The organism is Pseudomonas sp. SCA2728.1_7 (assembly GCF_018138145.1).
Taxonomy (GTDB): Bacteria; Pseudomonadota; Gammaproteobacteria; order Pseudomonadales; family Pseudomonadaceae; genus Aquipseudomonas; species Aquipseudomonas koreensis_A.
Genome location: NZ_CP073104.1, coordinates 4,259,824 through 4,286,803 on the forward strand (window position 1 = coordinate 4,259,824; position 26,980 = coordinate 4,286,803).

Annotated in this window: 23 protein-coding genes; 13 read left to right on the top strand and 10 right to left on the bottom strand. The window is 60.0% G+C overall.

The features are described 5' to 3' along the window. Positions 1–33: 33 nt before the first annotated feature. The 5 genes from KBP52_RS18890 to aspA all read right to left on the bottom strand — a co-directional run bounded on the left by KBP52_RS18890 (position 34) and on the right by aspA (position 7,128). Complete coding sequence (locus KBP52_RS18890; protein WP_212620756.1) at positions 34–1,059, bottom strand: histone deacetylase family protein; 1,026 nt, start codon at positions 1,057–1,059, stop codon at positions 34–36. A gap of 243 nt (positions 1,060–1,302) precedes the next feature. Beyond that, complete coding sequence (locus tag KBP52_RS18895) at positions 1,303–2,298, bottom strand: AraC family transcriptional regulator (RefSeq protein ID WP_212620757.1); 996 nt, start codon at positions 2,296–2,298, stop codon at positions 1,303–1,305. 248 nt (positions 2,299–2,546) lie between these two features. Continuing rightward, positions 2,547–3,551: an asparaginase gene (locus KBP52_RS18900; RefSeq protein WP_212620758.1), complete on the bottom strand. Its 1,005-nt coding sequence runs from the start codon at positions 3,549–3,551 to the stop codon at positions 2,547–2,549. 172 nt (positions 3,552–3,723) lie between these two features. Further along, a complete protein-coding gene (locus KBP52_RS18905) occupies positions 3,724–5,172 on the bottom strand; it encodes an alanine/glycine:cation symporter family protein (protein ID WP_123593489.1) in 1,449 nt (482 codons plus the stop codon). Between the two features lie 531 nt (positions 5,173–5,703). Continuing rightward, the gene (gene aspA / locus KBP52_RS18910; RefSeq protein WP_064389610.1) at positions 5,704–7,128 is read right to left on the bottom strand and encodes an aspartate ammonia-lyase; all 1,425 of its coding nucleotides are present in this window, start codon (positions 7,126–7,128) and stop codon (positions 5,704–5,706) included. 180 nt (positions 7,129–7,308) lie between these two features. On the opposite strand from aspA, the gene KBP52_RS18915 reads away from it, so the two are divergent. The 5 genes from KBP52_RS18915 (at position 7,309) to KBP52_RS18935 (ending at position 11,120) form a co-directional block, all read left to right on the top strand. Further along, positions 7,309–8,217 carry a LysR substrate-binding domain-containing protein gene (locus tag KBP52_RS18915; RefSeq protein WP_007962273.1) on the top strand — a complete coding sequence of 303 codons (909 nt, stop codon included), beginning with the start codon at positions 7,309–7,311 and terminating at the stop codon, positions 8,215–8,217. A gap of 332 nt (positions 8,218–8,549) precedes the next feature. After that, entirely contained in the window at positions 8,550–9,041 is a 492-nt protein-coding gene (gene purE / locus KBP52_RS18920; RefSeq protein ID WP_007920220.1) for a 5-(carboxyamino)imidazole ribonucleotide mutase, read from the top strand. A gap of 10 nt (positions 9,042–9,051) precedes the next feature. After that, entirely contained in the window at positions 9,052–10,134 is a 1,083-nt protein-coding gene (locus tag KBP52_RS18925; protein ID WP_077575094.1) for a 5-(carboxyamino)imidazole ribonucleotide synthase, read from the top strand. A 110-nt stretch (positions 10,135–10,244) separates the two neighbouring features. Next, positions 10,245–10,490 (top strand): GlsB/YeaQ/YmgE family stress response membrane protein, encoded by a 246-nt coding sequence (locus tag KBP52_RS18930; RefSeq protein WP_007920223.1) that lies wholly within the window; start codon positions 10,245–10,247, stop codon positions 10,488–10,490. A gap of 93 nt (positions 10,491–10,583) precedes the next feature. Further along, complete coding sequence (locus KBP52_RS18935) at positions 10,584–11,120, top strand: DUF3299 domain-containing protein (RefSeq protein WP_007920225.1); 537 nt, start codon at positions 10,584–10,586, stop codon at positions 11,118–11,120. A 124-nt stretch (positions 11,121–11,244) separates the two neighbouring features. Here KBP52_RS18935 and KBP52_RS18940 read toward each other — a convergent pair whose 3' ends face one another. After that, complete coding sequence (locus tag KBP52_RS18940; RefSeq protein ID WP_077575093.1) at positions 11,245–12,144, bottom strand: D-hexose-6-phosphate mutarotase; 900 nt, start codon at positions 12,142–12,144, stop codon at positions 11,245–11,247. Positions 12,145–12,202: 58 nt separating this feature from the next. Beyond that, complete coding sequence (locus KBP52_RS18945) at positions 12,203–12,607, bottom strand: acyl-CoA thioesterase (protein WP_003229628.1); 405 nt, start codon at positions 12,605–12,607, stop codon at positions 12,203–12,205. A gap of 500 nt (positions 12,608–13,107) precedes the next feature. Between KBP52_RS18945 and KBP52_RS18950 the strand changes: the two genes are divergently transcribed. Next, a complete protein-coding gene (locus KBP52_RS18950; RefSeq protein WP_212620759.1) occupies positions 13,108–14,406 on the top strand; it encodes an MFS transporter in 1,299 nt (432 codons plus the stop codon). 16 nt (positions 14,407–14,422) lie between these two features. Here KBP52_RS18950 and KBP52_RS18955 read toward each other — a convergent pair whose 3' ends face one another. Both KBP52_RS18955 and KBP52_RS18960 read right to left on the bottom strand, forming a co-directional pair. Next, positions 14,423–14,914: a type II toxin-antitoxin system VapC family toxin gene (locus tag KBP52_RS18955; RefSeq protein WP_077575092.1), complete on the bottom strand. Its 492-nt coding sequence runs from the start codon at positions 14,912–14,914 to the stop codon at positions 14,423–14,425. Next, positions 14,911–15,969, bottom strand: a complete 1,059-nt coding sequence (locus KBP52_RS18960; RefSeq protein WP_212620760.1) for an XRE family transcriptional regulator — start codon at positions 15,967–15,969, stop codon at positions 14,911–14,913. Before KBP52_RS18960 ends, KBP52_RS18955 begins: the two co-directional genes overlap by 4 nt. 188 nt (positions 15,970–16,157) lie before the next feature. Between KBP52_RS18960 and KBP52_RS18965 the strand changes: the two genes are divergently transcribed. The 7 genes from KBP52_RS18965 to KBP52_RS18995 all read left to right on the top strand — a co-directional run bounded on the left by KBP52_RS18965 (position 16,158) and on the right by KBP52_RS18995 (position 25,431). Further along, on the top strand, positions 16,158–17,159 hold the full coding sequence (locus tag KBP52_RS18965) for a phosphate ABC transporter substrate-binding protein PstS (protein WP_034152107.1): 1,002 nt from the start codon (positions 16,158–16,160) through the stop codon (positions 17,157–17,159). Positions 17,160–17,581: 422 nt separating this feature from the next. Continuing rightward, positions 17,582–19,615 carry an ABC transporter permease subunit gene (locus KBP52_RS18970; protein ID WP_175555629.1) on the top strand — a complete coding sequence of 678 codons (2,034 nt, stop codon included), beginning with the start codon at positions 17,582–17,584 and terminating at the stop codon, positions 19,613–19,615. 16 nt (positions 19,616–19,631) lie between these two features. Next, positions 19,632–21,302: a phosphate ABC transporter permease PstA gene (gene pstA, locus KBP52_RS18975; RefSeq protein WP_077575089.1), complete on the top strand. Its 1,671-nt coding sequence runs from the start codon at positions 19,632–19,634 to the stop codon at positions 21,300–21,302. 170 nt (positions 21,303–21,472) lie between these two features. Then, on the top strand, positions 21,473–22,306 hold the full coding sequence (pstB, locus tag KBP52_RS18980; RefSeq protein ID WP_034152104.1) for a phosphate ABC transporter ATP-binding protein PstB: 834 nt from the start codon (positions 21,473–21,475) through the stop codon (positions 22,304–22,306). 125 nt (positions 22,307–22,431) lie between these two features. After that, the gene (gene phoU / locus KBP52_RS18985) at positions 22,432–23,193 is read left to right on the top strand and encodes a phosphate signaling complex protein PhoU (protein WP_016985766.1); all 762 of its coding nucleotides are present in this window, start codon (positions 22,432–22,434) and stop codon (positions 23,191–23,193) included. 176 nt (positions 23,194–23,369) lie between these two features. Beyond that, entirely contained in the window at positions 23,370–24,326 is a 957-nt protein-coding gene (locus tag KBP52_RS18990; protein WP_077575088.1) for a response regulator, read from the top strand. A 208-nt stretch (positions 24,327–24,534) separates the two neighbouring features. Continuing rightward, positions 24,535–25,431 (top strand): M23 family metallopeptidase, encoded by an 897-nt coding sequence (locus KBP52_RS18995; RefSeq protein ID WP_077575087.1) that lies wholly within the window; start codon positions 24,535–24,537, stop codon positions 25,429–25,431. A 128-nt stretch (positions 25,432–25,559) separates the two neighbouring features. Here KBP52_RS18995 and KBP52_RS19000 read toward each other — a convergent pair whose 3' ends face one another. After that, positions 25,560–26,900 (bottom strand): hemolysin family protein, encoded by a 1,341-nt coding sequence (locus KBP52_RS19000; protein WP_116028549.1) that lies wholly within the window; start codon positions 26,898–26,900, stop codon positions 25,560–25,562. Between the last annotated feature and the right edge of the window lie 80 nt (positions 26,901–26,980).

Consider the following 26,980-nt stretch of genomic DNA (forward strand, 5'->3'; position numbering starts at 1 on the left):
GGGTCGGGTTTTGTTGATCCGGATTGAGTTGGTTTATTGCTCGAACCCTTCGAGCACGTTCACCGCATTGATGCCGATTTCTTCCACGGCGTAGCCACCTTCCATGACGAACAGCGTCGGTTTGCCGAGGGCGGCAATACGCTTGCCCATCGCCAGATAATCCGGACTGTCGAGTTTGAACTGCGAGATCGGATCGTCCTTGAACGTGTCGACGCCGAGCGACACGACAATCACGTCGGCGCCGTAGCGATCGATCTCGTCGCAGGCCTGATCCAGTGCTGCACTCCACACGTCCCAACCGGAACCGGCGGGCAGCGGATAATTGAAGTTGAAACCTTCACCGGCGCCTTCGCCACGCTCGTCGTCGTAGCCGAGAAAGAACGGGAACTCCGCTTCCGGATGACCGTGGATCGAGGTGAACAGCACGTCGCTGCGCTCGTAGAAAATCGACTGGGTGCCATTGCCGTGGTGATAGTCGACGTCAAGGATCGCGACCTTCTTGTGGCCCTGATCGAGGAACGCCTGGGCGGCGATGGCGGCATTGTTGAGGTAGCAATAACCGCCCATCAAATCGCTGGCGGCGTGGTGTCCCGGCGGACGGCACAGGGCGAAGGCACTGCGCGCGCCACGCTGGATGTGCGCTTGTGCGGTCAGGGCAACTTGCGCCGCGCTGTAGGCCGCTTGCCAGGTGCCGGCGGTGATCGGTGCACCGCCGTCGAAGCTGTAATAGCCGAGCTGGCCGTGCAGGCTGGTCGGTTTGATTGCCCGCAGGGTGCGCGCCGGCCAAGTGTATGGCAGCAAGTCGCCGTCGGTGTTGAATTCAGTCCAGCGCGCCCACGCGCCTTTGAAAAAGTCGAGATAGTCTTGGCTGTGGATACGGGCGATCGGCTGCAGACCGAAATCCTTCGGTGCCTCGACCGGGCCGAGGTTCTGGTTTTTCACGCGTTGCAGCACATGGTCGGCGCGCGACGGCATCTCGAAGCACGGTTTGAGCTGGCCATCGATGAGTTCGCAGCGGCCATGGTGCAGGTGGTGATCGTCCGAGTAGATCGTCAGCATTTGTTGTTCTCCGCAGGGCTGATTCGGTTGCTCTCAGTGTTGCGGGACAAGACGAATCGGAAAACGGCAGGAAAGGCCAAAAGGGGATGGATGTGGCCAAAAATACTGACCGCAATTCGCCCCTTATCGAGTGTTCGGGGAATAAACCGACAAATCTCCTGTGGCAGCGAGCCTGCTCGCGAAGAGGGCGTGTCAGGCACCATGGATGTGATTGATCTGGCGCTTTCGCGAGCAGGTCAGCAGTCAATGTGGGCGGAACTGACTCGGCGCCACGCCGCTCCAGCGTACAAACGCATGGCGGAAGCTGGCAGTTTCACTGAAGCCAAGAGTTTCGGCAATGCGATAGATCGGCAATTGATCCTCACACAACATCTGCTTGGCTCGCTCGAAGCGCAGTTCGTCGAGCAGTTCCTGATAGCTGCTGCCCATGTCCTTGAGATGGCGGCGCAGGGTGCGCGGCGAGCACTTCATCTGTTGTGCCAAACCCTCCAGCCCTGGCGCGGCGTTCAATTGCGCGCTGAGCAGCTGCCGAATCCGCCCCAGCCACGCCTGACGCCCGGTGAACTCAAGGTTCTGCTTGCGGCATCGCTCGGCCATGGCTTGATGGGTGATGGCATCGGCCAGCGGCAGCGGTTGATCGAGCCAGTGACGGTCGAAGGCGAAGGCGTTGTCCTTCGCAGCGAAGTGCAACGGGCTGTCGAAGTGCTCGGCATAGCTGTCGCGATAGTCCGGCGCGGCGTGTTCGAAGCGCGTGGCGAGCAAGGGCAGTGGATGCCCGAGCAGGTCATCGCAAATGACCTTCAGCGACACCAGGCAGAACTCGGCATTGAACACCGCCATCGCCGGGCTCTCGCGATAATCGGCAGCGACGAACCAGACGCGCTCGCCATCGTCTTCCAGGCTCAGTTCGAAAAGTGTTCCCAACAGCGCCGGATACCGGATCGCCAGGCGTAGAGCGTCACCGAAGGTGGCACAGGTGAGCAGTGCGTACCCGAGGATGCCGTAGCAAGAAACATGCATGCGCCGGCCCAGCTCCAAACCAATGTCATGCTTGAGCGCTACCGCGTTGGCGCAGACCTGCATCTCCTGATTGGTGGTGATGCGCGTGTCGGCCCGGCTGAGATCCGCCGCACTGATGCCGCTTCCAGCCAGCAGCGCCTCGCTCGACAGGCCTTCGGCTTTGAAGGTGTTGAGGATCAGCGAGACGGCGTTGAGGGTGGTGAGGTGGGAGTGGAGCATGGGATCTTCCAGCCTTGAGGTGGCTGGAATACAGCAAGTTGCATGCCGCAGCAGCCCCTCACCCCAGCCCTCTCCCAAAGGGAGAGGGGGCCGATTGGGGGAGATTGGCCAGATCCGCCGACCTGAAAAAACGCTGCCGAATCCATAATCGACTGTTTTTTTCAGGTCGGCGTAAAGCGCGAGACACTAAGGTCAGTCCCCTCTCCCTCCGGGAGAGGGCTAGGGTGAGGGCCGATCCAGAGCCATACTCAGAGCAACTCACCACACAAATCCAGTTCGATCAGCCGACGCACTTCCGCGGTTTCCAGCCCCGCACCGAGCAACCCGTGCAACTTGCCGAATGCCGCCTCGCGAGTCATGCCTCCGCCGGACAGCACGCCAACGCCGCGCAGTCGGCTGCCAGCCTCGTAAACATCCAGCTCAACGCCACCCTCATGGCATTGCGTCACAGCAACCACGACTACGCCGTTGTCCCGCGCACGGCCAAGGCTTGCCAGAAACTCAGGGTTGTCGCTCGGCCCTGTACCGCTGCCGTAGCACTCCAGCACCAGACCTTGAATGCCGCTGTCGAGGAGGCCGTCGAGCACTTCAGCGCTGATGCCCGGGAACAGTGGCAACACCGCAACCTTGGCCAGTTGCTTCGGCTGGTTGTAGTTCAACGACACTGGAATCGAAGGAGCTTTGACACCGCCGCCCTGACGCTCCAGACGCTTGAACGGATGACGGCCAAAACTGCGCACTTTCGCGCAACGGGTCGGCGCCAGCAGTTCGCCGTGGAAGTACAGATGCACGCCCGGCGCCAGACCTTGGCCGAGGGCAACCAGTGCGCCGCCGAGGTTTTCCCAGGCATCGCTGTCGGTAACACCGGCCGGCAGCATCGAACCGGTGAAGCAAACCCGCGCATGCAGGCCGAGCAACTGGAAACTCATCGCCGCCGCGCTATAGGCCAGCGTGTCGGTGCCGTGCAGGATCAGCACGCTGTCGCAACCCTGCACATCCACGGCATCGACCACCGCTTCACGCAGTTGCTGCCAGTAGGCCGGGGTCATGTTGGCGCTGTCGATCAGAGGCGACATTTCCCGGAACTGCCACTGCGGCACGACGAGTTCAGGCTGGCTGTGCAGGTAGTCGCGCATCCGCGCTTCGAAACCGGACGCCGGGGCCAGGCCATTGGCGCTGGCCTGCATACCGATGGTGCCACCGGTGTAGAGCACCATGACGTGCTGGGCGGCGGGGTAGGTCGACGAATTCATGGGGATTCTCCGAAAGGATGAGGTCCTTGTAGGAGTGAGCCTGCTCGCGATGGCGGTTCATCATTCAACATTGATGTTGGTTGAAAGACCGCTACCGCGAGCAGGCTCGCTCCTACAAGTTATTGCACCACAATAACTGACGGGCGCAGGGGATGCGCCCGTCATTCACCTGTCAGCGTTGCGCTGCAGGTACGCCTTGCGGCTCGGCTTCGGTCTTGCCGGCAGCGACAGACGGATTGGTCGGCCAGGCTTTCAGGTCGAGGTCCAGATCGGCAAATTTGCTCGAGTCGAACACTGGCTGCTTGACGCCGGCGCGGCGCTGCCCGTCGTAGTCGCGCATCACACGCATGCCGACCTTGAACAGCATGGCCAGGGCCACCAGGTTGACGAAGGCCAGGCAGGTCATGGTGATGTCGGCGAAGGCGAACACGGTCGACAGGTCCTGCATCGAACCCCAGACCACCAGCGCCAGCACCAGGCCGCGGAAAATCATCAGCGCGGCGCGGTTGCGGGTGAGGAACTGCAGGCTGTTTTCGCCCAGGTAGTAGTTGTAGAGGATGCAGGTGAAGACGAACAGTGACAGCGCGACGCTGACGAACATGCGACCCCAGTCACCGACCACAGCGGCCAGCGAGTTCTGGGTCAGGACGATGCCGTCACCTTCGAAGCCCGGGGTGTAGAAGCCCGACAGCAGGATCAGCAGCGCGGTGCAGGTGCAGATCACGAAAGTGTCGAGGAACACGCTGAAAGCCTGAACCACGCCCTGAGCGCCCGGGTGCTTCACGGCGGCCACGGCGGCGACGTTCGGCGCACTGCCGAGGCCCGCTTCGTTGGCGAACACGCCACGCTTCACGCCCATGACGATGGCGCTGCCGAGCAGGCCGCCAAAGGCCGGGTCGAGGCCGAAGGCGCTCTTGAAGATGGTTTCCAGCATGGCTGGCACGTGTTCGATCTGAGTACCGATCACGTACAGGGTCACGCCGATATAGGCCAGGGTCTTGATCGGCACCAGCAGGTCGGACACCGAGGCGATGCGCTTGATGCCGCCGAGGAAGGTGATGGCTAGCAGCACTGCTAGGACGATACCGGTGTGTTGTGGGTTGAATTCAAAGGCGTTCTGCAGCGAGTGGGTCACGGTGTAGGACTGCAGGCCAATGAAGGCGAAGCCGTAGGTGACCAGCAGCAGGACCGAGAACACCACAGCCATACCTTTGAGCTTAAGGCCGTGCTGGATGTAGTAGGCCGGGCCGCCACGGTACAAGCCGTCGCCATCGGCGCGCTTGTAGACTTGGGCCAGGGTACATTCAAAGAAGCTGCTGGACATGCCGACCAGTGCGGTTACCCACATCCAGAACACCGCACCTGGACCACCCAGGGTCACAGCAATGCCGACACCGGCGATGTTGCCTGCACCGACACGGCCGGCAAGGCTGAGCATCAGGGCCTGGAACGAGCTGAGTTGCCCGGCGCTGCCCTTGAGGCTGTCGCGGAACACCGCGAACATGTGGAAGAAGTGACGCAATTGAACGAAACGCGAGCGAATCGTGAAGTAGCTACCGAGCCCGACAATGAGCACGATCAGTACTTTCCCTGAGAGGAAGTCGTTAATGACTTCGAGCATGGATTTTTCCTCGCTGTTTATTGTGTAAGCAAATACTGGATGGAAGAAACATCGTGTTACACCGGTGTGCGCGCGGCACGACGGGTGAGGCGAAGGTTTCGTCCGGTTCCATTTCGCGGGTTTGTTATTAGTTCGGGTTTCGCATGGGTTATGGCCTCGTTACCGACGACCGCTCACGCGAAGAGGGGCGGCACTATACCGATCAGTGACGCGCCCGTCTGCACGGTAGTGGTGCAAGCGACGAAACGAGGCTTTGAAACACCCGGCGTTACCGGCGCCGGGCTTGTGCAGGAACTGCTCTGTGTGGGAGCGAGCCTGCTCGCGAAAGCGGCATTGCAGACACATCGTTTTTGAATGTGCCGCCGTCTTCGCGAGCAGGCTCGCTCCCACATTGTTCAGTCCCCAGACATACGGGTCTCAGGGTCAGAAAGTTAAAAAAAAGGGCTTGGGGACTAAATCCCCAAGCCCTCAAAAGGTGAGAGGTGTCTAGTCCCTCGACCTGGTGAGCGGTGCTGCAAGTAACGCGTCGGTTCAGCCTTTCAGCGGAACCAGACGTGGAGCAATCATGTTTTCCGGGCGCAGGATGTCGGCGAGCATGGCTTCGTCGAGCAGACCTTCTTCGCGCACCAGTTCCAGCACGCCGCGGCCGCTTTCAAGGGCGAGGCCGGCGATACGGGTGGCGTTTTTGTAGCCGATGTACGGGTTCAGTGCGGTGACCAGACCGATCGAGTGTTCGACCAGTTCGCGGCAGCGCGCTTCGTTGGCGGTGATGCCGACGATGCAGTGCTCACGCAGCATGTCCATGGCCCGTTGCAGCAGGCGGATCGAGTCGAAGATCTTGAAAGCGATCAGCGGCTCCATCACGTTCAACTGCAGTTGGCCGCCTTCGGCTGCCATGGTCAGCGCCAGATCGTTACCGATGACCTGGAATGCAACCTGGTTCACAGCTTCCGGAATCACCGGGTTGACCTTGCCGGGCATGATCGAGCTGCCTGGCTGACGCGCTGGCAGGTTGATTTCGTTGATGCCGGTGCGTGGGCCGCTGGACAGCAGGCGCAGGTCGTTGCAGATCTTCGACAGCTTCACCGCGGTGCGCTTGAGCATGCCGGAGAACAGCACGAAGGCGCCCATGTCGGAAGTCGCTTCGATCAGGTCGGCCGCCGGAACCAGCGGTTGACCGCTGATCAGGGCCAGACGCTGTACCGCCAGCGCTTGATAACGCGGGTCGGCGTTGATGCCGGTACCGATCGCGGTGCCGCCCAGGTTCACTTCAGTCAGCAGTTCCGGGGCCAGCGTCTTCAGACGGGCCAGGTCCTCGCCCATGGTGGTGGCGAAGGCACGGAATTCCTGGCCGAGGGTCATCGGCACGGCGTCTTGCAGTTGGGTACGGCCCATTTTCAGGACGTGATCGAATTCTTTGCCCTTGGCCGCGAACGCCTGAATCAGGCTGTCGAGGCTGGCCAGCAGGGTGTCGTGACCGAGTAGCAGACCCAGACGGATCGCTGTTGGGTAAGCGTCGTTGGTCGACTGCGCCATGTTGACGTCGTCGTTCGGGTGCAGGTACTGGTACTCGCCTTTCTGGTGACCCATTGCTTCGAGCGCAATGTTGGCGATCACTTCGTTGGCGTTCATGTTGGTGGAAGTACCGGCGCCACCTTGAATCATGTCGACCACGAATTCTTCGTGGAAATCACCGCGGATCAATCGGGCACAGGCTTCGCTGATGGCAGCGTGCTTGGCTTCGCTCAGGTGACCCAACTCGCGGTTGGCGTCAGCAGCGGCCTGTTTGACCATTGCCAGGCCGACAACCAGTTTCGGGTAATGCGAAATCGGAACGCCGGAGAGACGGAAGTTGTTCACCGCTCGCAGGGTCTGGATGCCGTAATACGCTTGAGCCGGTACTTCGAGGGCGCCAAGCAGGTCGTTTTCTGTGCGGAAAGATGCAGCGGAGGACATGATAGAAATCATCTCGATATGGACCCGGTCTGTGCCGGAACGCTGCGAATGCTAGGCTTGTAGGAAATTTTGGGCCAATGCTGTTCAGCACTGCCCTATGCACATTCGGCATAATGCCCGTGTGACGCCGCGTGCGCGGCAGACGTGTGACCTGTTTTGGTGCGTGTCCGGGAGGACGTGATGAATCTGGAAAGCAAATGGCTCGAGGACTTCAGTGCTCTGGCCGCCACCCGCAGCTTCTCGCAAGCGGCCGAACGGCGCTTCGTGACCCAGCCGGCGTTCAGTCGGCGGATCCGCAGTCTCGAGGCGGCGCTGGGGCTGACCCTGGTCAATCGCTCGCGCACACCGATCGAACTGACGGCAGCGGGGCAATTGTTTCTGGTGACCGCGCGCACGGTGGTTGAACAGCTCGGTGAAGTGCTGCGCCATCTGCATCATCTGGAGGGCGGGCAGGGCGAAGTGATGCAGGTTGCCGCGGCTCACTCGCTGGCGCTGGGTTTCTTCCCGCGCTGGATTGCACAACTGCGTAATGAAGGCTTGAACATCGCCACGCGCTTGGTCGCGACCAACGTCGGCGACGCGGTGCATGCATTGCGTGAAGGTGGCTGCGACTTGATGCTGGCGTTCTATGACCCGGACGCGGCGATGCAGATGGATCCGGAGATTTTCCCCTCGTTGCATTTGGGCCAGACCGAGATGCTGCCGGTGTGCGCGGCGGATGCTGATGGCAAGCCGTTGTTCGATCTGGAAGGGGAGGCGAGCGTGCCGTTGCTGGCCTATAGCGCCGGGGCGTTTCTTGGTCGCTCGGTGAATGGTTTGTTGCGTCAGCGGCAGCTGCGCTTCACCACTATCTACGAAACCGCGATGGCTGACAGCCTGAAGAGCATGGCGCTGGAAGGGCTTGGAATTGCGTGGGTGCCGCAACTGAGCGTGCGTGCTGAACTGGCGCGTGGCGAACTGGTGGTCTGCGGCGGCCCGCAATGGCACGTGCCACTGGAGATTCGCCTGTATCGCTGCGCCTTGGTGCGTAAAGCCAACGTGCGCCTGCTGTGGCGCAAGCTCGAGGGCGGCGCTGCACAAGCTTCCTGACCTGAACAGAGATCCAATGTAGGAGTGAGCCTGCTCGCGATAGCGTCAGCACATTCAGCGACGATGTGACTGATACACCGCCATCGCGAGCAGGCTCACTCCTACAGGGGATTCGCGGTGTTCTGTCGCTGACCTTCAGGTCAATAAAACCGGGCATTTGCGGCAGATGACAGATGGTCGTGCGGGGGGCTGTTTATTGCTTTCTTTGCGGTATACTGCGCGGCCTTCGGCCGGCACGTCCGGCCATTTTTCGTACAATCAAGCCACGCAACCTGCGTGGCTTGTTGTTTTATGACGCGCCTGCGGGCGCTCCAGAGAGAAGAGGCGCGACGATGAGTGCACTGGTTGGCGTGATCATGGGCTCCAAGTCCGATTGGTCCACCCTTAGCCACACCGCCGATATGCTGGAAAAGCTCGGCATCCCGTACGAGGTCAAAGTGGTCTCTGCCCACCGCACCCCGGATTTGCTGTTCCAGTACGCCGAAGAGGCTGAAAGCCGCGGCATCGAGGTGATTATCGCCGGTGCCGGTGGCGCAGCCCACTTGCCAGGCATGTGTGCGGCCAAGACCCACCTGCCGGTGCTGGGCGTGCCAGTGCAGTCGGCCATGCTCTCGGGCGTCGACTCGCTGCTGTCGATCGTGCAGATGCCAGCGGGCATTCCGGTCGCCACCCTCGCTATCGGCAAGGCTGGCGCGATCAACGCCGCGCTGCTCTCGGCGAGCATCCTCGGCGCCAAGCATCCACAGTTCCACGCGGTACTGAAAACCTTCCGTGCTGAGCAGACAGACAGCGTCCTGGACAATCCAGACCCACGTATTGCCTGAGGTTGTTGAGATGAAGATCGGTGTAATCGGTGGCGGCCAGTTGGGTCGCATGTTGGCCCTGGCGGGCACCCCGCTGGGCATGAACTTCGCTTTCCTCGACCCTGCGCCGGACGCTTGTGCCGCGGCGCTGGGCGAACACCTGCGGGCCGATTACGGCGATCAGGATCATCTGCGCCAACTGGCCGATGAAGTCGATCTGGTGACCTTCGAGTTCGAAAGCGTCCCGGCTGAAACCGTGGCATTCCTCTCGCAGTTTGTACCGGTTTATCCGAGCGCCGAAGCCCTGCGCATCGCTCGCGACCGCTGGTTCGAAAAGAGCATGTTCAAGGACCTGGGCATTCCGACCCCGGCCTTCGCCGACATTCAATCGCAAGCCGATCTGGATGCCGCCGTCGCTTCGATCGGTCTGCCGGCCGTACTGAAAACCCGCACCCTGGGTTATGACGGCAAAGGTCAGAAAGTCCTGCGCAAGCCGGAAGACGTGGTCGGCACCTTCGCCGAACTGGGCAGTGTGTCCTGTCTGCTGGAAGGCTTTGTGCCGTTCACCGGCGAAGTCTCGCTGATCGCCGTGCGTGCTCGCGATGGCGAAACCAAGTTCTATCCGCTGGTACACAACACCCACGACAGCGGCATCCTCAAACTGTCGGTCGCCAGCACCGATCACCCGTTGCAGGCGTTGGCCGAAGATTACTCGAGCCGTGTGCTCAAGCAGCTCGACTATGTGGGTGTGATGGCGTTCGAGTTCTTTGAAGTCGACGGTGGCCTCAAGGCCAACGAAATCGCCCCGCGCGTGCACAACTCCGGGCATTGGACTACCGAAGGTGCCGAGTGCAGCCAGTTCGAAAACCACCTGCGCGCCGTTGCCGGCCTGCCGCTGGGTTCGACGGCCAAGGTCGGCGAGAGTGCGATGCTCAACTTCATCGGCGTTGTTCCACCGGTTGAGAAAGTCATCGCCATCGAAGATTGCCATCTGCATCACTACGGCAAAGCCTTCAAGGCCGGGCGCAAGGTCGGCCACGCCAACCTGCGTTGCGCCGACATGGCCACGCTGCAGGCGCAGATCGTCAAGGTCGAAGCGCTGATCGGCGAGTAACGACAGTTTCATGTGGCAGCGGCGGAACCATTCAGGGGCCGCCGTTCTCTCATGGCAGGATGCCAAAGTCTGACTAGGCTTCGCATATCTACTACTGAGAGGGAATTGCCATGGGAATTATCGGAACCATCTTTATCGGCTTGATCGTCGGCCTGCTGGCGCGGTTCCTGAAACCGGGCGATGACAGCATGGGCTGGATCATGACCATCCTGCTCGGTATCGGCGGTTCGCTGGCAGCCACTTACGGCGGCCAGGCCCTGGGCATCTATCACGCGGGCGAGGGCGCAGGCTTCATCGGCGCACTGGTCGGCGCGATCGTGTTGCTGGTGATCTACGGCCTGATCAAAAAGAACTGATCCAAAGCGACAAAGCCCTCTCTGCCAACGTGGCCGGGAGGGCTAGAATGCTCGGCGATTCAATGTTCCTTCCTTTCTATACCGAGCACCTTCATGCGCCGTCTTCTGTTGACTCTCCTTTTCCTGGGCAGCGGTTTGGCCCACGCCGGCGAACTGCCGGAAACCGACTGGCTCGAACTGATGCCCAAGTCGGATCAAAAGGCCCTCGAGGCCATGCCTGAAATCGACCACAACTCCCCGGAAGCCACCGGCACCTTCACCGAGAAGGGCGGGATGAAGCAGGCCAAAGGTCTGCCGGCGGTGATGTATTCGACCAAAACCGTGGCGTCGATGAACGACAAGCACATCCGCATCGGTGGTTATCCGGTGCCGCTGGAGTCCGACGCCAAGGGCCGCAGCACGCTGTTCTTCCTCGTGCCGTACCCGGGCGCTTGCATCCACGTGCCGCCACCGCCGCCGAATCAACTGGTGCTGGTGCGGTATCCGAAAGGTTTGAAACTGGACGATATCTACACGCCGCTGTGGGTGACCGGCACGCTGAAGGTCGAAAAGGTCAGCAATGATCTGGCTGACGCGGCGTATGCGCTGGAAGCGGACAAGGTGCGGGTGGTGCAGGAGTCCGATCTCTAACAGTCACCACAAAACTACTGTAGGAGTGAGCCTGCTCGCGATAGCGTCGTGTCAGCCAATTTAATGGATCTGACAAACCGCTATCGCGAGCAGGCTCACTCCTACATTTGGTTTTGCGGTGCTGTTAGAGCGGCTTGCTGACGACACTCACGCCCATGGTATGGCTCGCACCCGCCGCCAGCGTAACCACGTCATCCATCACATTCGCCGTCTCGATGCACAACATGCGCTGCCAACCATCGTTATCCATGTCGGCCAGCGCTGCAGCTCGGTCAATCCACGGGTTCCAGATCACCGCCGTGCGTGAACCGGTAGCCGTCAGCACAATGCGTCTTTCCCAGGTCGGGTCGACAATGCTCAACTGCGGCGGAGCGTCGAGGTAGATGCGGTCGGTTTCGCCGGCAAAATGCAGATCGCCTTGCTGACTGTTGGTTTTCCAGTCATCCAGCGTCTCGATGTAATTCAAACCATCGACACCGTCGACCTGCACATTGCGCACATCACTGACCGCGAAATACGTGTGCAGCGCCTGACTCAGGCTGACGCTGTCACTGCCACGGTTGTGGCTGGTCAGGCTGAAGCTCAGTTGCTCGGACAAATGCAGGGTCAGGGTCAGATCGACTTCGTGCGGCCAGCCCGGCAGGCCACCGTCAGGGTAGGGCAGCTTGAACTCGACCTTGACACCGTCAGCCTCTGATTCGATGCCGCCCAACTCCCAATCCATCGCCCGCACCAGACCGTGCGCGGGTGCCGGTTGCTCACCGGTGTACATGGCCTGCACGCTCTGCGGGTTGCGCTCGAACTTGCCGAACCACGGCCAGCACACCGGCACGCCGGCGCGAATGCTTTTGCCCGTCTTGAAGTCGGCCTTGTCGTTGAGCCAGATGATCGGCGGTTGCCCATCGATCTGATAACTGAGGATGTGCGCGCCTTGCTGGGCCACCAGCACTTCGGCCTGACCGTGGCGGATGCGCCAGCAGTTCAGTTCATCCAGTTTCACCGCTTCAACGTTGGGCGTGTTCATGGGACAGCTCTCGATCAGACACTTGGGACGATTATCGACCGTAAAACGGCCGCGAGGTTTAACGCGCGCGTGGTGGAACCGAGCGAGTGCGGCCGCTGCCGTCGATGGCGACGAAGACGAAGACCGCTTCGGTCACTTTACGCCACTCGCTGGACAGCGGGTCGTCGCTCCACACTTCGACCATCATCTGGATCGAGCTGCGGCCGATTTCCAGGGTCTGGGTATAGAAGGACAATTGTGCGCCGACAGCCACTGGCACGAGGAACGCCATGCGATCGATGGCAACCGTGGCGACGCGACCGCCAGCGACACGGCTGGCCATTGCGGTGCCGGCCAAATCCATCTGCGCTACCAGCCAGCCGCCGAAAATATCGCCAAAGCCATTGGTTTCGCGTGGAAGTGCGGTGATTTGCAGGGCCAGGTCGCCTTGCGGGATCGGATCTTCTTGTTCGAGCTCTATCATGCCGGGGGTGCCTCTGACCCGTGACTCTTCGTTGGTATTGCTGGTGGTAGCCGTCTTCGGGAAAAACGATTCAGCACCGAACCTACTACGTTCGTCACGTTTTCCATCAGGCGCCTAAGGAGAAACTCTGCGAAACCGGCTGCCGACACTGTGAGAACTACTGCGCTCAGCAATACTGCGTCAAAAACAGGCTCGGACTGCTCATTTACAACCCGTAAACTCCGCGTCCTCGCCTGTTTTTTCCTTGTCTTGCTTTCGCTCGCTACGTTCTCACAGCGCCGGATGACAGCATCGTTTTCGCACAGCAACCCCCTACAAACCGGAGCAGGTTGCGAGTATATCGGTCGGTAGACTCCACGACGACCATCCGGTTCTCATTTCGACCGTCAATTACGCGGCTCTATGTGCTTTTTCGAACAATTTGCTATGGTGCCGAACCTGCCCAAGCCACCGCCAGCGTTGTTGTGGCGGCAGTTCCGACTATAAGAGAAGCCCTTGCCATGACCACAGCGCCTTCGAGCCTCGCGCAGCCCGAGCAACCCGCACGACCGTTGACCCGCAACGACTACAAGACTCTGTCGCTATCGGCCCTCGGTGGCGCGCTGGAGTTTTACGATTTCATCATCTTCGTGTTCTTCGCCACCGTGGTCGGCAAGCTGTTCTTCCCGGCCGACATGCCCGAGTGGCTGCGCCTGATGCAGACCTTCGGCATCTTCGCCGCCGGCTACCTCGCGCGGCCGCTGGGCGGCATCGTCATGGCGCACTTCGGCGACCTGCTGGGGCGCAAGAAGATGTTCACCTTGAGCATTTTCATGATGGCCGTGCCGACCCTGATCATGGGTCTGCTGCCAACCTATGCGCAGATCGGCATGTGGGCGCCGATTCTTCTGCTATTGATGCGCGTAATTCAAGGTGCGGCCATCGGCGGTGAAGTGCCGGGCGCCTGGGTCTTCGTTTCCGAACACGTGCCGCAAAAGCACATGGGCTATGCCTGCGGCACGCTCACCAGCGGCCTGACCGCCGGCATTCTGCTCGGCTCGCTGGTCGCTACGGCGATCAACAGCATTTATACGCCGGCGGAAGTATCCGATTACGCTTGGCGTATTCCATTCCTGCTGGGCGGTGTGTTCGGCCTGTTCTCGGTTTACTTGCGCCGCTGGCTGCACGAAACCCCGGTATTCGCCGAGTTGCAACTGCGCAAGGCGCTGGCTGAGGAAGTACCGCTGCGCGCGGTGCTGCGTGACCATCGCGGCGCGATTGCGATCTCGATGTTGCTGACCTGGTTGCTCTCCGCCGGCATCGTCGTAGTCATTCTGATGACCCCGACTGTGCTGCAAACGGTCTATCACTTCACGCCGACCGAGTCGCTGCAATCGAACAGTCTGGCGATCGTGTTCCTGAGCATCGGCTGCGTCATCTCCGGCGCGTTGGCAGATCGCTTTGGCGCCGGTCGCGTATTCGTGTTCGGTTGCCTGGGCTTGCTGATCAGCTCCTGGACCTTCTATCACAGCCTCGCCGATCACCCGAACTGGCTGTTCCCGCTCTATGCGCTGACCGGTTTTCTGGTTGGCACAATTGGGGCGGTTCCATACGTGATGGTCAAGGCGTTCCCACCGGTGGTGCGCTTCAGCGGGTTGTCGTTCTCGTACAACGTGGCTTATGCGATTTTTGGTGGGTTGACGCCGATGGTGGTGAGTCTGCTGTTGAAAGAAAGCGCGATGGGGCCTGCCTACTATGTGGCGGTGCTGTGCACCATGGGGATTCTGGTGGGGGCGTGGCTGTGGAAGAAGGGGCGCTGATCCCAAGATTCTGCTTCTAGGGCTCTCGCCAGCGTGAGAGCCTTGATTCACATTCTGCTGTCGGGAGTCGAGCGCCATGCTCAAGCATGTGGGCCAAGGCGTTTGCGGCATCCGACTTTTCAATTACTTGATGCTCAACCATCAGATCAAGTAACCAGAGAGCGCCGTGCACCTCCAGTCCATCTCGTTGTGCCTGGCGCCTTAACTTGCCATCTCCGGTCAGCAACGGACGTCCTGTTTCCTGTGCGAGCAGGTAACAAGACACGTCCGCCAGTGAGCTGTTGTTGTGCTCGACTTTCAGCTCAAAGAGTCTGATCACGCCAGATTCATCGAACGATTCGACACTCAGTCCTCGATCAAGCAGTTCCTGGTGGGGAAAGTCTGCAAGCTCATGCATGACAAAGTCGGTGCAGCAAAGTGTGAATGGCAATCGAAACATCTGCTCCAGCAATCCGGCGTTTCTGAAGTCAATCCAGATATTCGTATCACTGATGAAGATCAAACTCATGCATTCTCCAGTGAACCCAGGAAATTGGGGTCCAGTGCGCTAACTGGTTTGCGCAGGAGTTCGGCAGCCCGAGACTTGGTGATCAGCCCTTCTGCCAACGCCCAGAATGCTAGCGACTCAAATCTTTGCGGCGGATTGCAAGGTAGCGGCTCAGGTTCTGATTTGCGCCAGCCGTTGGCGCTGAATTGGATAGTGAGGGATTTATAGCCACTTTCGCTAAGAAGCTTCAGATCTTTCAGGCGTCTTAACGCGGCATGCATTGAGATCCCGTATTGACGCTTTGCAATCAGCAGTTCTCGTGGATGAACTCTGGAGCGAGGATGGCTACCGAAGTCGCCGGTGACACTTTTCGCCGGATAAAGAAACGCGCCAGCGAATCGATGGCAACAATTTTCCTGGTCCCTCTCCGGCATATCCTCTGGTAATGCCATGACCCAGTGGCCGAGTTCATGCGCGGCGGTGAACCTGATTCGTTCACCTGGGCGATCGGCATTCAGTGCAATCAACACGTGTTCGCCGTTACCGGTGGCAGCGCAAGCGCCGTCGAAGTCGTCCGGGCCGTTTAGCATGGCGACTTTTATGCTGTGTTCTTCCAATTGTTCGGTCAGATTGGCGATAGGGTCGCTACCAATTCCCCAGAACTGACGAAGTTGCTCTGCTGCGCGCTCGGCGTCATCGAGACAGGAAACCGGGATCATTTGTGACGGGGTGACGGGAGTGTGGATGTCGGCAGGATCGAAACATTCCTCAAGCGCGATGTAGCGCTCAAGGTGTTCGCGAATTTTTTCTTCCACCTGTGCCTGGCGATATTTCGGCATTCGGGCCAGTTTTCGAAACTCCAGAGGCGCCAGCGCAATTGCATCCGCGCGGAAGAAGTACTCAGGGCTGACCTGAAGCGCTTTGGCCAGTTGTAGCAGACGAGTTGAATTGGGAGTGCTCAACCCCTTCTCATATTTGCTCAAGGCTTGTTTGGTTATGTCGCCAAGCTCCATCGCCAAAGCCTCTAGACTGAGGCCTTTTTGCAGGCGCGCGCGGCGAATTCGGTCGTTTATCATGGGGCCCTCTCGTGGTTGACAAGACTATCTTTTGATAGTGATTTGTCAACCCGGGAAGAGTTTCACTTTTTTAACACGGCTCCCATGCTGGCCTTTCATCCAATTGTCATATTTCAGCCATAGAGTGTTCACACGGCCTGCTGATACTTGGCCCCGACTTAACACACCCTATCTGCTAGGAGTAAGGCATGAAACTGAAGCGTTTGATGGCGGCAATGACTTTTGTCGCTGCTGGCGTTGCGACTGCCAACGCGTTCGCCGCTGTTGACCCTGCTATCCCGAGCTACACCAAGACCACTGGTGTGTCGGGCAACCTGTCCAGCGTCGGCTCCGATACCCTGGCCAACCTCATGACCCTCTGGGCTGAGAACTACAAAAAAGAATACCCGAACGTCAACATCCAGATTCAGGCCGCCGGCTCCGCCACTGCGCCACCTGCGCTGACTGAAGGCACCTCCAACCTGGGCCCGATGAGCCGCAAGATGAAGGACACCGAACTGGCGGCCTTCGAGCAGAAGTACGGCTACAAGCCAACCGCTATCCCGGTTGCCGTGGATGCCTTGGCCGTTTTCGTACACAAGGACAACCCGATCCAGCACCTGACCATGGAACAGGTTGATGCGATCTTCTCGTCGACCCGTCTGTGCGGCGCCAAAGCCGACGTGAAAACCTGGGGCGACCTGGGCGTGACCGGCGACCTGGCCAACAAGCCAGTACAACTGTTCGGTCGTAACTCGGTATCCGGCACCTACGGCTACTTCAAAGAAGAAGCCCTGTGCAAAGGCGACTACAAACCAAACGTCAACGAACAACCAGGTTCGGCGTCGGTGGTGCAGTCGATCAGCTCCTCGCTGAACGGCATCGGTTACTCGGGCATCGGCTACAAGACTGCCAGCGTGAAAACCGTTGCTCTGTCGAAGAAGGGCAGCACTGACTTCATCGAAGACACCGAAGAAAACGCCCTGAACGGCAAATATCCGCTGTCGCGTTTCCTCTACGTGTACGTCAACAAAGCCCCGAACAAGCCTCTGGCTCCGCTGGAAGCCGAGTTCGTGAAACTGGTGCTGTCGAAACAGGGCCAGGAAGTGGTAGTGAAAGACGGCTACATCCCACTGCCAGCCAAGGTTGCTGCAAAAGCACTGGCTGACCTGGGTCTGCAGGAAGGCGGCGCTGAAGTCGCAAAAAAGTAACAAATTGAGTCCGGGGTGAACCCCACCGGACTCAGGTAAAAGGCCGGATCTGCTTGCAGGCCGGTCTTTTCCACACCTCAAATTTTTGATCCTCTGCCAGTCCCGCTGGCGGTGGATTTGCTGCGTCACTGCATTGTCATCTTTCTGTCATACAGGATCGCTAGGGTGAGCGCATGAATGATCTGGCCAATTCCCACATGACTACTAATCCTCCCAAGCGCATTGATTTCAATACGCCTGAGCTGCAACGCAAGCGCCGCATTCGCGCGCTCAAGGATCGCTTCACCCGCTGGTACGTCCTCGTTGGCGGTCTCGCGGTGCTGGCAGCCATCACCCTGATCTTCTTCTTCCTCGCCTACGTGGTTGCGCCGCTGTTCCAGGGTGCCGACCTGACCGCGAAAGACTCGATCACCCCGGCCTGGATGCAGGACGCCGGCAAGCCGCTGATGATTTCGCTCGAAGAGCAGAATCAGGTGGCCATGCGCGTTTCCGACAAGGGCCAGGCGCTGTTCTTTGATATCGACAGTGGCGCTGAACTGAAGCGCGTCGATCTGCCGGTTCCTGCCGGTGCCACCGTGACTTCCATTGGTGAAGACCAGCCGGGCCATCCGCTGGTGGCCGTGGGCCTGTCCAACGGTCAGGCGCTGGTGTTCCGTCACACCTATAAAGTCAGCTACCCCGATGGCAAGAAAACCATCAGCCCGGCCATCGAATATCCGTATGGCGAGACGCCGATCGCGCTGAACGAAGCCGGCGGTGCGCTGGAGCATGTCAGCCTCAACGCCACCGACACGACCCTGATGCTGGTCGGTTCGACCGGTTCGCAACTCAATGTGCTGTCGCTGACCAGCGAAGAAAACATGATGACTGGCGAAGTCACCAACGAGCAGAAGCGTATCGATCTGCCGCAGATGACTGAGCCGGTGAAAAACATCTTCGTCGACCCGCGCCAGCAATGGCTGTACGTGGTCAACGGTCGCGCTCAGGCCGATGTGTTCAGCCTGCGCGACAAGAGCCTCAACGGTCGCTACAAACTGCTGGAAAACGCCGACGCTGAAGTCACCGCGACCACACAACTGGTCGGTGGTATCTCGCTGATCGTCGGCGACTCCAAGGGTGGTCTGGCCCAATGGTTCATGGCCCGCGACACCGATGGCGAGCTACGCCTGAAACAGATCCGCACCTTCCAGATGGGCACCACGCCGATCGTTGAAATCACCGCCGAAGAGCGGCGCAAAGGCTTCCTCGCGCTGGATGCCAGCGGCAAGCTCGGCGTGTTCCACAGCACCGCACATCGCACGCTGCTGGTTGATCAGGTGGTCGATGGTCAAGGCGTATTCGGCCTGTCACCGCGCGCCAACCGCGTGATCGTTGAAGCCGGCGGCAAGCTGCAACCCTTGCTGCTCGACAACCCGCATCCGGAAGTGTCGTGGAGCGCGCTGTGGAGCAAGGTCTGGTACGAGAACTACGACGAGCCTAAATACGTCTGGCAATCGACTGCGGCCAACACTGATTTCGAACCGAAACTGAGCCTCTCGCCACTGACCTTCGGCACCCTGAAAGCCGCGTTCTACGCGATGCTGCTGGCCGCGCCACTGGCGGTTGCCGCTGCGATCTACACCGCCTACTTCATGGCCCCGGGCATGCGCCGCAAGGTCAAACCGGTGATCGAGCTGATGGAAGCGATGCCGACGGTGATCCTCGGCTTCTTCGCCGGTCTGTTCCTCGCACCGTATGTAGAAGGGCATCTGCCGGGCATCTTCAGCCTGCTGATGCTGTTGCCGATCGGCATCCTGGTCGCCGGTTTCACCTTCAGCCGTCTGCCTGAATCGATCCGCCTGAAAGTCCCGGACGGCTGGGAAAGTGCGCTGCTGATTCCGGTGATCCTGTTTGTGGGCTGGTTGTCGCTGTACATGAGTCCGTTCATGGAGAACTGGTTCTTCGGCGGTGACATGCGCATGTGGATCTCCCACGACCTGGGCATCACCTACGACCAGCGCAACGCTCTGGTGGTCGGTCTGGCCATGGGTTTTGCGGTGATCCCGAACATCTACTCGATCGCTGAAGACGCCGTGTTCAGTGTGCCGCGCGGCCTGACCCTCGGTTCGCTGGCTCTGGGTGCCACGCCGTGGCAGACCATGACTCGCGTAGTGATCCTGACCGCTAGCCCGGGGATCTTCTCGGCGCTGATGATCGGCATGGGCCGTGCGGTCGGCGAAACCATGATCGTGCTGATGGCCACCGGCAACACCCCGGTCATGGAAATGAACCTGTTCGAAGGCCTGCGCACCCTGGCCGCCAACGTCGCGGTGGAAATGCCCGAGTCGGAAGTCGGCGGCAGCCACTACCGCGTGCTGTTCCTCTCGGCGCTGGTGCTGCTGTTGTTCACCTTCGTCATGAACACCCTGGCAGAACTGATTCGTCAGCGTCTGCGCAAGAAATACTCGTCGCTTTAAGCAAAGGTAGAAGTCTGTGAAACAGAACTCCCTGAAAGGATGGTTCAAGAGCGGCGCCCCAGGCGTCTGGATCAGCGGTGGCGCGGTGTCCATCGCGGTCATCATGACCATTGGCCTGCTGGCGGTGATTGCCGTGCGCGGTCTGGGTCACTTCTGGCCGGCGGACCTGGTCCACGCCAACTACGACGTACCGGGCCAGGCCAATCACCTGGTCATCGGCGAAGTGGTACAGAAAGAAGAAGTGCCCCGTGCCCGTCTGAAGAGTGCCGGTTTGCCGGTGCCTGACGCAGGTCCGGAATTCATGACCCGTGAGCTGATCAAGGTCGGCAACCGAGACCTGAACGGCAACGACTTCACCTGGATCGTCGGCGAGTGGCTGACCAACCAGACCACGCCGCCAGAGTTGATGGCGATCGAGCGTCGCGAGTGGGGCAACTTCTACGGCTACCTGGTCAACGTCAAACAGGATGGCAAAGTCATCGCCGAAGGCGAGGCTGCGTGGCCTGAACTGCAAGCGCGGATCAACCGTGTGAACGGTCTGGCGGCACAACTGAAGTCGCTGGAAAAAACCGACATCGGTGCGATCAACGCAGGGCTGGAACGCATCCGTCTGCACGGTCGCAAATTGGAACTGGAAGGCAAGCTCGACGCCACCGCACAAGCGGACATGGAATCCGAGCGTGCCGAGTTGAATGCGCGTTATCAGGACATCGAAGCGCGTCTGGCCGATCTGCATGCGCAGTTCAACCGCGATGCTCTGACCGCTCGTGATGCCAATGGCAAAGAGATCGAAATCGGTCTGGGCAAAGTGGTTCACGCCTACCAGCCGAACGCGATGAGCACCTTTACCAAGGTCGGCTTCTACTTCAGCAAGATCTGGGAATTCCTCTCGGACGACCCGCGTGAAGCGAACACCGAAGGCGGGATTTTCCCGGCGATCTTCGGCACCGTGATGATGACCCTGATCATGGCGATGATCGTCACCCCGTTCGGCGTGCTGGCGGCGGTGTACCTGCGCGAATACGCCAAGCAGAACACCCTGACGCGGATCATCCGTATCGCGGTGAACAACCTCGCCGGCGTACCGGCGATCGTTTACGGCGTGTTCGGTCTGGGCTTCTTCGTCTACGTGCTCGGTGGTTCGGTCGACCGCTTGTTCTTCCCCGAAGCTTTGCCGGCACCGACCTTCGGTACGCCGGGTCTGCTCTGGGCCTCGCTGACTTTGGCGCTGCTGGCGGTGCCAGTGGTGATCGTCGCGACTGAAGAAGGTCTGGCACGTATTCCGCGCACCGTGCGTGAAGGTTCGCTGGCACTGGGCGCGACCAAGGCTGAAACCTTGTGGAAGATTGTGATCCCGATGGCCAGCCCGGCAATGATGACCGGCATGATTCTCGCCGTGGCCCGTGCCGCCGGTGAAGTGGCGCCGCTGATGCTGGTGGGTGTGGTGAAACTGGCGCCGTCACTGCCGGTGGACGGCAACTACCCGTACCTGCACCTGGATCAGAAGATCATGCACTTGGGCTTCCACATCTATGACGTCGGCTTCCAGAGCCCGAACGTCGAAGCGGCCCGCCCGCTGGTGTACGCCACGGCGCTGTTGCTGGTGCTGGTAATCGCGACGTTGAACCTGTCGGCGGTGTATATCCGCAACCACCTGCGCGAAAAATACAAAGCACTGGATAGCTAAGGACGACGCGAACCCTGTGGGAGCGAGCCTGCTCGCGAAGCTTTTGGCGGCCTCAAGGGCCCCTTCGCGAGCAGGCTCGCTCCCACATTGAACCGCGTCCACTGGAATATTGATGGAAGCTGCAACAAGCAGTGTTCCGAACCGAATTTTGTTAGCACAGGGAGCCTCCCATGCAGCACGAAACACACACCCACGGCATCAACATGTCTGCCCTGGGCCGCGACAAGCAAAGCCTCAGTCTCGAGCAGGAAACCGTTGCCATCGAAGTGCCGGGCCTGAGCCTGTACTACGGCGAGAAACAAGCGCTGTTCGACGTCAGCATGAACATCCCGAAACAGCGTGTGACCGCGTTCATCGGCCCGTCCGGCTGCGGTAAATCCACGCTGTTGCGCACCTTCAACCGCATGAACGATCTGGTTGACGGCTGCCGCGTAGAAGGCGCGATCAACCTCTACGGCAACAACATCTATCGCAAAGGCGAAGACGTTGCGGAGCTGCGTCGTCGTGTCGGCATGGTGTTCCAGAAGCCCAACCCGTTCCCGAAAACCATCTATGAAAACGTGGTCTACGGCTTGCGCATCCAGGGCATCAACAAGAAGCGCGTCCTCGACGAAGCGGTCGAGTGGGCATTGAAAGGCGCGGCACTGTGGGACGAAGTCAAAGACCGTCTGCATGAATCGGCACTCGGTCTGTCCGGTGGTCAGCAACAGCGTCTGGTCATCGCCCGGACCATCGCGGTTGAGCCGGAAGTGCTGCTGCTCGACGAACCGTGCTCGGCCCTCGACCCGATCTCGACGCTGAAAGTCGAAGAGCTGATCTACGAGCTGAAGTCCAAGTTCACCATCGTCATCGTGACCCACAACATGCAACAGGCCGCGCGGGTATCCGACTACACGGCGTTCATGTACATGGGCAAACTGGTCGAATTCGGCGACACCGATACCCTGTTCACCAATCCGGCGAAGAAGCAGACCGAAGACTACATCACCGGTCGATATGGCTGATTGAAGCGGCTGCGAGCGGCAAGCTTCAAGCGGCAAGTTAGAAGCGAAGCGGCATGGATCACCACATAACAGCTTGCAGCTTGTAGCTAGCAGCTCTTGGTTAAACGCTTTTTCGGAGCGAATGCATGATTTCCAAAGAAGGTCTTACCCACCACATCTCCGCGCAGTTCAACGCTGAGCTTGAGGAAGTGCGCAGCCACCTCCTGGCCATGGGCGGGCTGGTCGAGAAGCAGGTCAACGACGCGGTGACCGCGCTGATCGAGGCCGATTCCGGTCTGGCTCAGCAGGTGCGCGAGATCGACGACCAGATCAACCAGATGGAACGCAACATCGACGAAGAATGCCTGCGCATTCTCGCCCGTCGTCAGCCGGCGGCGTCCGACCTGCGTTTGATCATCAGCATCTCCAAGTCGGTGATCGACCTGGAGCGCATCGGTGACGAAGCGACCAAGATCGCCCGGCGCGCGATTCAGCTGTGCGAAGAAGGCGAAGCGCCGCGCGGTTACGTCGAGGTTCGCCACATCGGCGATCAGGTGCGCAACATGGTTCGCGATGCGCTGGACGCGTTTGCCCGTTTCGACGCCGACCTGGCGTTGTCGGTGGCGCAGTACGACAAGATCATCGACCGCGAATACAAGACCGCGCTGCGTGAGCTGGCGACCTACATGATGGAAGATCCGCGCTCTATCTCGCGGGTCTTGAGCATTATCTGGGTCCTGCGTTCGCTGGAACGCATCGGCGACCACGCGCGCAATATCTCTGAATTGGTCATTTACCTGGTGCGCGGCACCGACGTGCGCCACATGGGCCTCAAGCGCATGAAAGAAGAAGTTGAAGGCACAAGCGGCGAAACCGCTAATGTTCCGGGCAATGCTGACGATAAGTAAGATTGCCTGAGAAAAGCGCCCGGCCCTTTGGCCGGGCGTTTTTGTTTGTGCTTTTCATGGGCAGATTCGATTAAAAAGCAGCACCCGCGAACGAAAAGTCCCGGCGTGACTGAAGAGTTTTGGCAATGTGCCATCAGCCAGCGTTATGCTTGCCGGGATTTTAATAGGGGTGTTGGATGAGCAAGATCAGTGTGTTGGTCGTGGACGATGCTTCGTTCATTCGTGACCTGGTGAAAAAGTGCCTGCGTAATTACTTCCCGGGGATCCGCACCGAGGACGCCGTCAACGGTAAAAAGGCTCAGGCCATGCTGGCCAGAGAAGCCTTCGACCTGGTCCTGTGCGACTGGGAAATGCCGGAAATGTCCGGTCTCGAACTGCTGACCTGGTGCCGCGAGCAAGACAACCTCAAGACCATGCCATTCGTCATGGTCACCAGCCGTGGCGACAAGGAAAACGTCGTGCAGGCGATTCAGGCTGGCGTTTCCGGCTACGTCAGCAAGCCGTTCACCAACGAGCAACTGCTGACCAAGGTCAAGCAGGCGCTGAACAAGGTCGGCAAGCTCGACACCCTGATGAACAGCGCGCCGACCAAAATGAACTCGGCGTTCGGCAACGATTCCCTGAGCGCCTTGACCGGTGGCAAGCCCGCCGTGGTCGGCGGTGCTCCGGCCGCCGCTGCGGTCAATCCATTTGCCAAACCGGCAGCTGCCGCACCAGCGCCCGCCGCTGCGCCATCGCGTGGCTTACTCAACAGCCCACCGGTCAAGGCATCAGCCGCCGCGTCGGCGCCGGCCAGTGGTCGCGGTCAGGGCCAATTGCGCCTGCCAAGCGGTACTCAGCAATGCGTGATCAAGGCTCTGAGCATCAAGGAAGCATTGTTGGTGGTGAAACGCACCGATACCCTGCCGCAGATCCTCGACAGCGCCGTGCTCGATCTGGAGCAGGGCGACAACGCTGAGATCGCCCGCCTCAACGGCTATCTGCACGCGGTTGTCGCGTTTGAGCCGAAACCGGACAGCGACTGGCTGCAACTGACCTTCCGTTTCGTCGATCAGGATGCGCAGAAGCTCGACTACATCTCCCGCCTGATCGCCCGCGGCACGGCGCAGAAGCACTTCGTTCCGGGCGCGTGATCTTCGTCGTCTGACAGTCCGCCTTCGCGAGCAGGCTCGCTCCCACCTTGAAATGCGTTTCAAATGTGGGAGCGAGCCTGCTCGCGAAGGGGCCATCACTTGCACCACCAATCTCCCAGACTGGCCAATTTGAAACATCTGTCGACTAGCCTGGTCTGCTTCACCTGCTAGGCTCATTCCCAGGCCTTACTTCGACAGACTCTTGCCCATGCTCGCGCGCCTGCTGTTTTTCTGTGGTCTCTTCATGGCCTCCACCTCGGCTGTGGCCATGACCATTTACAAATCCACCGATGCCAACGGCGTGGTCTCCTACAGCGACCGGCCAAGCAAAGGCGCGCAGGTGTTCGTCTTTCAGGACCGCATGGTCGAGCGCCTGGAGCGGCAGGTCTATCTCGACATCAAAAAACAGAAAGGCACTGACGTGGTGTTCGTGCGCAATGATCTGTATGCGCCGGTCGAGGTGGCGCTGGCGTTTACCGGGATGAGCAATGTGCGTGGCGCGCCGGCACAAACCATCCGCCGGGTGCTGCCAGCGCGCAGCAACACGCGCTTGGCTCTGCTCACGGCGATTACCGGCGGCAAGCCGTTGGTGTATACGCCGCAGTTCCATTACTCCCTCGGCGACCCCACAGGCACCGCGCAGGGCTATCGCTATCCACTGCCATGGCGCGGCGGACCGTTTCGTCTGAGCCAGGGTGCCAACGGCCAGTACAGCCACTACGGACCGAAGAATCGCTATGCGATGGACATCGCGATGCCGGTCGGCACGCCGATCATTGCCGCGCGGGCAGGGGTGGTGGTGAAGACCGAGAATTCACAGAGCGGTCGCGGCTCGGATGCATCGGGCAATTTCGTGCGGGTGCTACACGACGACGGCACCATGGGCGTGTACCTGCACCTCAAACAAGGTTCGGTGAGCGTGCGCGAGGGGCAAAGGGTGACGGTGGGCAGTCCGTTGGCGCTGTCAGGCAACACTGGCAACAGCAGCGGCCCGCATTTGCACTTTGTGGTGCAGCGCAATACCGGGGAAGGGTTGGTGTCGATTCCGTATCAGTTCAACCAGCCGCTGGGGGCGTTGCCCAACTTTGCGTTGGGCAAGCAATGATGTGCTGCATCTGCGGACCTCTTCGTCGGAACGCCGCCCGGAGCCGGCTCGCTCCCACCCTGGAATGCATTTCAACTGTGGGAGCGAGCCTGCTCGCGAAGGAAGCGGCGCGGTGCTGGATCAGCCCATCAATCCAGCATCAACACCTTGGCCAGCACAATCTTCGGCCCTTTCATCTTCTTGATGATGATCCGCAGGCCTTCGACTTCCAGCACTTCTTCCTCTTCCGGCACCCGTTTCAGGGTTTCGTAGACCAGCCCGGCGAGAGTTTCCGCTTCGATGTGATCAAGGTCGATGCCCAGCAGGCGTTCCACCTTGAACAGCGGCGTGTCACCACGCACCAAGAGCTTGCCCGGCTGATAGGCGAGGATCCCGCGCTCAGCCTTGCGGTGTTCGTCCTGAATGTCGCCGACCAGCACTTCCAGCACGTCTTCCATGGTCAGGTAGCCGATGATATTGCCGTCAGCCTCCTCGACCACGGCGAAGTGCGAGCCGCCCTTGCGGAACTGCTCCAGCAACTGCGACAGCGGCATGTGTCGTGACACGCGCTCCAGCGGGCGGGTCAGTTCAGCCAGGTTGAACGACTCGGGAATGTGGTCCAGCGCCGCCAGTTCCAGCAGCAGGTCCTTGATGTGCAGCAGGCCGACGAACTCCTGGCGCTCGCTGTCGTACACCGGATAACGGCTGAACTTGTGGCGACGGAACATCGCCAGGATTTCTTTCAGCGGCGCGTTGAATTCCAGCGTGATCAGGTCTTCGCGGGAGTTGGCCCAGTCGACCACTTCCAGCTCGCCCATTTCCACCGCCGAGGCCAAAACGCGCATGCCCTGATCGCTCGGATCCTGGCCACGGCTGGAGTGCAGGATCAGTTTCAGTTCTTCGCGGCTGTAATGGTGTTCGTGGTGCGGGCCGGGTTCGCCTTGGCCGGCAATACGCAGGATCGCGTTGGCGCTGGCGTTGAGCAGGTAGATCGCCGGGTACATCGCCCAGTAGAACAGGTACAGCGGCACCGCCGTCCACAGCGACAGCAGCTCGGGTTTACGGATCGCCCAGGATTTCGGGGCCAGCTCACCAACCACGATGTGCAGGTACGAAATGACGAAGAACGCGGCGAAGAACGACACGCCTTTGATCACTTCCGGCGACTGCACGCCAACGCTTTCCAGCAATGGCTCAAGAATATGCGCGAACGCCGGCTCACCGACCCAGCCCAGACCGAGGGAGGCGAGGGTGATACCGAGCTGACACGCCGAGAGGTACGCATCGAGCTGACTGTGCACGGTGCGCAGGATATGCCCGCGCCAGCCGTTCTGTTCAGCGATGGCCTCGACCCGGGTCGAGCGCAGTTTGACCATGGCGAATTCCGCCGCAACGAAAAAGCCGTTGAGCAAAACCAGGATCAGAGCAAAAAGGATCATGCCGAAATCGGCGAATATTGTTGCGAGGGACAAGCCAGGGGAAGGGTCCATGATGGAGTTTTGCGGGTTCCGTGTGATTCAAGAGAGAGAAAAGTCGCGCCTGAAAGGCAGGCACAAGTCAGCCAATGTAG